The organism is Pseudomonas sp. SDO524_S393 (assembly GCF_054071875.1).
Genome location: NZ_JBSVVZ010000127.1, coordinates 1 through 6970, shown reverse-complemented (window position 1 = coordinate 6970; position 6970 = coordinate 1). Strand labels below are relative to the sequence as shown.

Below are 6970 nucleotides of genomic sequence, written 5' to 3'. Positions count from 1 at the left end.
GCGGTATATCAGTGCCAGATGTGCAGACTGGCCCACCGCTATCGCAGGCAAGCCAGCTCCCACAGTTTTAACCGCATCTCGTCAGTGAGAAATCACCACTCGGCAAAGCTGCCGTCGGCATGCCGCCAGATCGGATTGCGCCAGCGGTGGCCGATGGCCGCGCGTTCGGTCACGTATTCTTCGTTGATCTCGATGCCAAGGCCCGGCCCGTTGGGGATCTTCACGAAGCCCTGGTCATAGTCGAACACGCCCGGGTCGCGCACGTAGTCCAACAGGTCGTTGCTCTCGTTGTAGTGAATGCCCAGGCTTTGTTCCTGGATGAACGCGTTGTAGCAGGCCGCGTCCAGTTGCAGGCACGCTGCCAGGGCAATCGGGCCCAGCGGGCAGTGCAGGGCCAGGGCCACGTCGTAGGCTTCGGCCATGTTGGCGATCTTGCGGGTTTCGGTGATACCGCCGGCGTGGGACGCATCCGGCTGGATGATGTCGACATACCCTTCACTGAGTACGCGCTTGAAGTCCCAGCGCGAGAACAGGCGTTCGCCCAAGGCAATCGGCGTGCTGGTCAGCGGCGCCAGTTCCTTGAGCGCTTCGTAGTTCTCGCTGAGCACCGGCTCTTCGATGAACATCAGTTTGTACGGGTCCAGCTCTTTCATCAGCACCTTGGCCATGGGCTTGTGCACCCGACCGTGGAAGTCGACGCCGATGCCCACGTTGGGGCCGACCGCATCGCGCACGGCGGCGACGTTGGCCAGGGCCAGGTCGACTTTTTCGAAACTGTCGACGAACTGCAGCTCTTCGGTGCCGTTCATTTTCACGGCGGTAAAGCCACGCGCCACAGCCTCTTTGGCGGCGCGGGCAGTGTCGGCGGGGCGGTCGCCGCCGATCCACGAATACACGCGGATCTTGTCGCGCACCTGGCCGCCCAACAGGTCGCTGACCGACACACCAAGGGCCTTGCCCTTGATGTCCCACAGCGCCTGGTCGATGCCGGCGAGGGCGCTCATGTGCACGGCGCCACCCCGATAGAAGCCGCCGCGATACAGCACGGTCCAGATGTCTTCGATGTTGCGTGGGTCTTTGCCGATCAGATAGTCGGACAGTTCTTCAACAGCCGCCGCCACCGTATGGGCGCGGCCTTCTACGACGGGCTCACCCCAACCGGTCACACCCTGGTCGGTCTCGACCTTGAGGAAGCACCAGCGCGGGGGGACGATAAAGGTCGTGAGTTTGGTGATTTTCATCTGTTATCTCTCTTGTCGATGCGGCGCCTGTGGGCGCGAAACGTGGACTCAGCTCAGGGATTTCCAGGCGGCGACATACGCCTGGGCGCGGCTCGCAACCTGATCCACCGTCATACCTGGCTTGAACAACCCGGAACCCAACCCGAACCCCTTGGCGCCGGCGTCGACGAACACCTGCATGTTGTCCGGAGTGATGCCGCCCACCGGCAGCAGCAAGGTGCCAACCGGCAATACTGCCAGCCAGGCCTTGATCACCGCCGGGCCCATTTGCTCGGCAGGGAACAGCTTCAGCACGTCGGCGCCTTCGGCCAGTGCGGCAAAGGCTTCGGTGGGAGTGGCCACGCCCGGCGACAAGTACAGGCCGGCCGCCTTCGCCGCGCGCAGGATCTTGGCATCGCTGTGGGGCATGACGATCACTTGGCCGCCGGCCGCCTTGACCTGCTCGACCTGTTCCGGCGTGAGCACCGTACCGGCACCGATCAGGCAATCGGCGGGCAGGCTGTCACGCAGGGTGCGAATGCTGGTGTAGGGGTCCGGGGAATTGAGCGGCACTTCGATCACGCGAAACCCCGCCTGGTAAAGCACTTGGCCGACCGCTTCGGCTTCGTCCGGGCGAATGCCGCGCAGGATGGCGATCAAACCGTTTTGCGCGAGTGCTTGCTTGAGCATGTCAGGCCTCCAATACAGGTTGAGTGAGCCCGGCCGCCACGGCCAACTGCCAAAGACCGCGCTCGGTGGCTTCCTGCGCCAGGCGGACCTGGGCAAAGCCGCAAAGGGCGAGGGCGCGTTGATAACGGGCGCAGAGTGGGGCAGCACCGACCAGGACGATCGGCTGCTGTTTGGCGCGATTCGGCAGGCCGGCCAGTTCATGGCCGATCAGCAGGCCGGAGAGGTAATCAGGTTGCTGGTCGGCGGCGAGTTCGCCGGTAAGCCCCAAGGTGCGCGCGCTGAACAGCGTCGACAGCACGCCGCGTTGGCCGTCCCTCGACAACGCCACCTGCACGCCCCGGTCAAAGGCTTCGGCCTGAAACTGCTCGCTGGGTTGTTGGGTGCGGCCCAGGATGCTGTGCTTGCTGAGTACCGCAAACACCTCACCGGTCATGAAGGTGTCGAAGTGAGTGATACGCCCTTCGACCACCTCGACCCACTTGGAATGACTGCCCGGCAGGCCGATCAACACCTCGGCGCCAAGCCCTTGCAGCACACCCAATACCTGGGTTTCTTCGCCGCGCATGACGTTGGGCAGGCCAACCTGCTCGATCACGCCGGGCACGATATGTACGTCCACGCCGCGCAGGCTGTGCACGCGATGCAACGCCTGGCCAAGGCTCGCCACGTCCACGGGGGTGGCGCGGTAAGCCGCCTCGCTCCAACCCTGGGCACTGCCGACCATGCCGCAGGCGATCACTGGAAGATCAGGCTGTGCATCGAGCCAATCACCACACGCCGCGTCGAACGCCAATTCGAAGCCATCGTCGCAACGCACGCCTGCGATGTCCCGTGGTTCACTGGGCAAGTGCATGATCCCGGACGCCAGCGCGCGTTGCTCCAGCACTACGCCTGCGGGGCCGAGTTTGTAAGCACGAAGGGAGCTGGTCCCCCAATCGAGCGCGATCAATTGCGCCTGCATCGCTTCACCTGAAATGAGTGGGTGCTGAAAAAAGCAGATGGGCGAATATAAACCTACGGCCGAACATATCTCAATATATAAATATCAATCCCATATAGTGGAACAAAACAAGATTAATCCTACCCCCGCCACGATTTTTCAGCGGGTAGGTCGTAGGAATTTTTGCTAGTCGATTAAAAAATAGACAGGTCCAGCTCGCGCATCGCGCCCATCCAGATCGCGTAGTCGGTGTGGTCCTTCAAGTCATCACCGGTATCCGGATGCAGGAATACCACCAGCCCATTGCGATGCAGCGCCAACCAGGGCAGCACGACGCCGATGTATTCGGGCTCGAATGCCAGCTGGCAGCTCCAGTCGGGATGCGGGCCCACGGGCCGTTCGTGCATGCGGCCCATGCGCAGCGGGAACAGCCGCGCGGCGTCTTCACACAAGGCGCGTGCCTGTTCGAGGGTGGTGGCGTCGTAATAGATGTGGGCGTGGTAACCCTTGATACGTTGCATGGCGAAATCCGGCTCAGACATGGGCCGAATCCTAGACCGCAATCGATGGCAGGGCCAGCCCGGTCAACGACTGCGCACTGCTGGCCTGCTCCGCCAATAACCAATCGACAAAGCGCTCCACCAACTGCCCCCGGCGCTTGCGCTGGGGCTGGACCACGTAATAACCGAAGCGCGAGATCACCGTTTCGCTGATCGGTCGACACAACCACTGCTGCTCCAGCAGGTTATCCACCAGGTGACGCCAGCCGATGGCCACACCCTGGCCGGCAATCGCCGCCTGGACCAGCAGCGTGTAGTTGTCGAAGCGCAATTGCCCCGGCGTTGGCGCAGCACTGATGCCCAGCTCGCGAAACACGCCGGCCCAGTCGAACCACTGGCTGTTGTTTTCCTGACGCAAGTGCAGCAAAGGGAAATCGTGCAAATTCTGCACAGTCAACGGCCTGGACTGATCCTTCAGCCATTGCGGGCTGCACACCGGGAACACTTCTTCGTTGAACAACCACAGGCTGTCACCCTGCTTGAAACGGCCATCGCCAAACAACACCGCCACGTCGATATCACTGCGCAGGGTGGCGTGGTTGCGTTCACTGGTCACCAGGCTCACATCCACCTGCGGGTTGGCCGCATGAAAGCGATGCAGGCGCGGCATCAGCCAATACGCGGCAAAGGCGAAGTCAGTGGCCACTTGCAGCACTTCATGCTGGTCCTGCCGAGTGATCAGGCTCAGGCCCTGGTTGATGCCCTGCAAACCGCCTTGCACATGCTCGAACAGCAAGGCACCGGCGTCGGTGAGTTCGATGCCGCGATAGATCCGATCAAATAGACGGATCGCCAACTGTTCTTCCAGCCGTTTTATCTGCTGGCTGATCGCCGGCTGGGTCGTGCCCAACTCCATCGCCGCCGCGGTAAAGCTGCGGTGGCGCGCTGCGGCTTCGAACGCGCGCAACAGATCGAGGGAGAGATCGCCGAGGGCTTCAAACATAAGCTGTGCTTATCCTAGACATTGCTGTTCATGGGCTTTACCCCATTTTCCATGGGCTGCATGCTCATTCGCATAAACACCGCCTATGGAATGCCGATAACCCATGAAGCGCAAGAACATTCTTTTCATCATGGCCGATCAAATGGCCGCGCCGTTGCTTCCGTTCTACGGTTCTTCGCCCATCAAGTTGCCGAATCTCAGCCGCCTCGCCGAACAGGGCGTAGTGTTCGACGCCGCCTATTGCAACAGCCCGCTGTGCGCGCCGTCGCGCTTCACCCTGGTGAGCGGCCAGTTGCCGAGCAAGATCGGCGCCTACGACAACGCGGCAGATTTCCCCGGCGATGTGCCGACTTATGCCCACTACTTGCGTCGCCTCGGCTACCGCACCGCACTGTCAGGCAAGATGCATTTCTGCGGACCCGACCAGTTGCACGGCTATGAAGAGCGTTTGACCAGCGACATCTACCCCGCCGACTACGGCTGGGCCGTGAACTGGGACGAGCCGGACGTGCGCCCCAGTTGGTACCACAACATGTCGTCGGTGCTGCAAGCCGGCCCATGCGTACGCACCAACCAGCTCGACTTCGACGAAGAGGTGGTGTTCAAGGCCCAGCAGTACCTGTTCGACCATATTCGCGAAGACGGCGACCAGCCGTTCTGCCTGACGGTGTCGATGACTCATCCCCACGACCCGTACACCATTCCCAAGCCGTTCTGGGACCTGTACGACGACGCCGACATCCCTTTGCCTGCCACACCCGCGCAAGGTGATCTGGACCCGCACTCCCAGCGTCTGCTCAAGGTCTACGACTTGTGGGACAAGCCGCTGCCTGTGGACAAGATCCGCGATGCGCGCCGCGCCTACTTTGGCGCGTGCAGCTACATCGACAGCAACGTTGGCAAGCTGCTGCAAACGCTGGAAGACACCGGCCTGGCCGACGACACCATCATCGTGTTCTCCGGCGACCACGGGGACATGCTCGGCGAGCGGGGCCTCTGGTACAAAATGCACTGGTTCGAAATGGCCGCGCGGGTGCCGCTGTTGGTCAGCGCGCCGGGGCAGTTTGCGGCGGGTCGCGTGAGCAAGGCCGTGTCCACTGCCGATTTGCTGCCCACCCTGGTGGAACTGGCCGGCGGTGAGCTGGACCCACGCCTGCCGCTGGATGGCCGTTCGCTGATGCCGCACCTGCAAGGGCAGGGCGGGCATGACGAAGTTTTCGGCGAATACATGGCCGAAGGCACCATCAGCCCGCTGATGATGATTCGTCGCGGCGCTTACAAATTCATCTACAGCGAGGACGATCCCTGTCTACTGTTCGATGTGCACAACGACCCGCACGAGCGGGAGGACCTCAGCCAGTCACCGGAACACCGGGCACTGTTCGAGGCGTTCTTGAATGAAGCGCGGGCCAAATGGGACATCCCGGCGATCCACCAACAGGTGCTCGCCAGCCAACGCCGTCGCCGTCTGGTGTTCGACGCACTGACCCAAGGCAAGCTGAAGAGCTGGGATCACCAGCCACTGGTGGACGCCAGTCAGCAATACATGCGCAACCATATCGACCTCGACGACCTGGAGCGCAAGGCACGTTATCCACAACCCTGCCAAAACCAATAAATAGACAGAGGGAAGGCCATGCAAAAGTTAGCGGTAGTGTTGGGCATGCTGGCGTTGAGCAGCACAAGCGTGTACGCGGACACCCGTTGTGAAACGGTGAAGATGGCTGATCCTGGGTGGAGCGATATTGCCGCCACCAATGCCATCACCGGTTTCCTGCTGACGGGCATGGGCTACAAACCCAAGGTCGACACCCTGGCGGTGCCGATTACCTTCGGTGGGCTCAAGGACGGCCAGGTGGATGTGTTCCTCGGTAACTGGATGCCGGCGCAGCAGGGCTTCTATGACAAGTTCGTGGCCAATGGCGATGTGGTGCAACTGGCGAAAAACCTCGACGGCACCGAGTTCACCCTCGCCGTGCCCGACTACGTGTGGGACGCCGGCGTGCATGACTTTGCCGACCTGAACAAATTTGCCGACAAGTTCGACAAGAAGATCTTTGGCATCGGCTCCGGCGCACCGGCCAATATCTCGTTGCAGGAGATCATCAAGAAGAACGACTTCGACCTCGGCCAGTGGAAGCTGATCGAGTCCAGCGAACAGGCCATGCTCGCCGAGGTGTCGCGGGCCGTTAAGAAGCAGAAATTCGTGACCTTCCTCGGCTGGACCCCGCACCCGATGAACGTGCAGTTGAAAATGCACTACCTCAAAGGTGGCGAGAAGTATTTTGGTGACACCGGCAGCGTGTATACCTTGACCCGCAAGGGTTATGCACAAGCCTGTCCGAATGTCGGAAAACTGCTGACCAACCTGAGTTTCACCCAGGAGATGGAGAACAGCATCATGGCCGAAGTCGCCAACAACAAAGTCAGCAATGCCGATGCGGCGAAGGCGTGGATCAAGGCCAACCCGGCGGTGCTGGATAAATGGCTGGACGGCGTGAAGACCGTGGATGGCAAGGATGCGCTGGCTGCCGTAAAAGCCAAACTCTAAGGTCTGATGCAATTCAAATGTGGGAGCGGGCTTGCTCGCGAATGCGGCGTGCCGGCCAACAATGAC

7 protein-coding genes are annotated in these 6970 nt (G+C 61.3%); 2 read left to right on the top strand and 5 right to left on the bottom strand.

The window, feature by feature from the left end; genetic code table 11:
- Positions 1 to 92: 92 nt before the first annotated feature.
- From dgoD to ACW9IB_RS29010, 5 genes are all read right to left on the bottom strand, one after another.
- Positions 93 to 1241, bottom strand: coding sequence for a galactonate dehydratase (dgoD, locus tag ACW9IB_RS29030; protein ID WP_457416737.1), 1149 nt, complete (start codon positions 1239 to 1241; stop codon positions 93 to 95).
- Between the two features lie 48 nt (positions 1242 to 1289).
- Entirely contained in the window at positions 1290 to 1910 is a 621-nt protein-coding gene (locus ACW9IB_RS29025; RefSeq protein WP_457416735.1) for a 2-dehydro-3-deoxy-6-phosphogalactonate aldolase, read from the bottom strand.
- A gap of 1 nt (position 1911) precedes the next feature.
- Positions 1912 to 2871, bottom strand: coding sequence for a 2-dehydro-3-deoxygalactonokinase (locus tag ACW9IB_RS29020; RefSeq protein WP_457416733.1), 960 nt, complete (start codon positions 2869 to 2871; stop codon positions 1912 to 1914).
- A gap of 173 nt (positions 2872 to 3044) precedes the next feature.
- Positions 3045 to 3371: a DOPA 4,5-dioxygenase family protein gene (locus ACW9IB_RS29015; RefSeq protein ID WP_457416739.1), complete on the bottom strand. Its 327-nt coding sequence runs from the start codon at positions 3369 to 3371 to the stop codon at positions 3045 to 3047.
- Between the two features lie 31 nt (positions 3372 to 3402).
- Positions 3403 to 4353, bottom strand: coding sequence for a choline sulfate utilization transcriptional regulator (locus ACW9IB_RS29010; protein WP_457416731.1), 951 nt, complete (start codon positions 4351 to 4353; stop codon positions 3403 to 3405).
- Between the two features lie 103 nt (positions 4354 to 4456).
- Between ACW9IB_RS29010 and betC the strand changes: the two genes are divergently transcribed.
- Both betC and choX read left to right on the top strand, forming a co-directional pair.
- On the top strand, positions 4457 to 5971 hold the full coding sequence (gene betC, locus ACW9IB_RS29005) for a choline-sulfatase (protein WP_457416729.1): 1515 nt from the start codon (positions 4457 to 4459) through the stop codon (positions 5969 to 5971).
- An 18-nt stretch (positions 5972 to 5989) separates the two neighbouring features.
- Positions 5990 to 6904: a choline ABC transporter substrate-binding protein gene (gene choX / locus ACW9IB_RS29000; protein ID WP_457416727.1), complete on the top strand. Its 915-nt coding sequence runs from the start codon at positions 5990 to 5992 to the stop codon at positions 6902 to 6904.
- Positions 6905 to 6970: the final 66 nt, after the last annotated feature.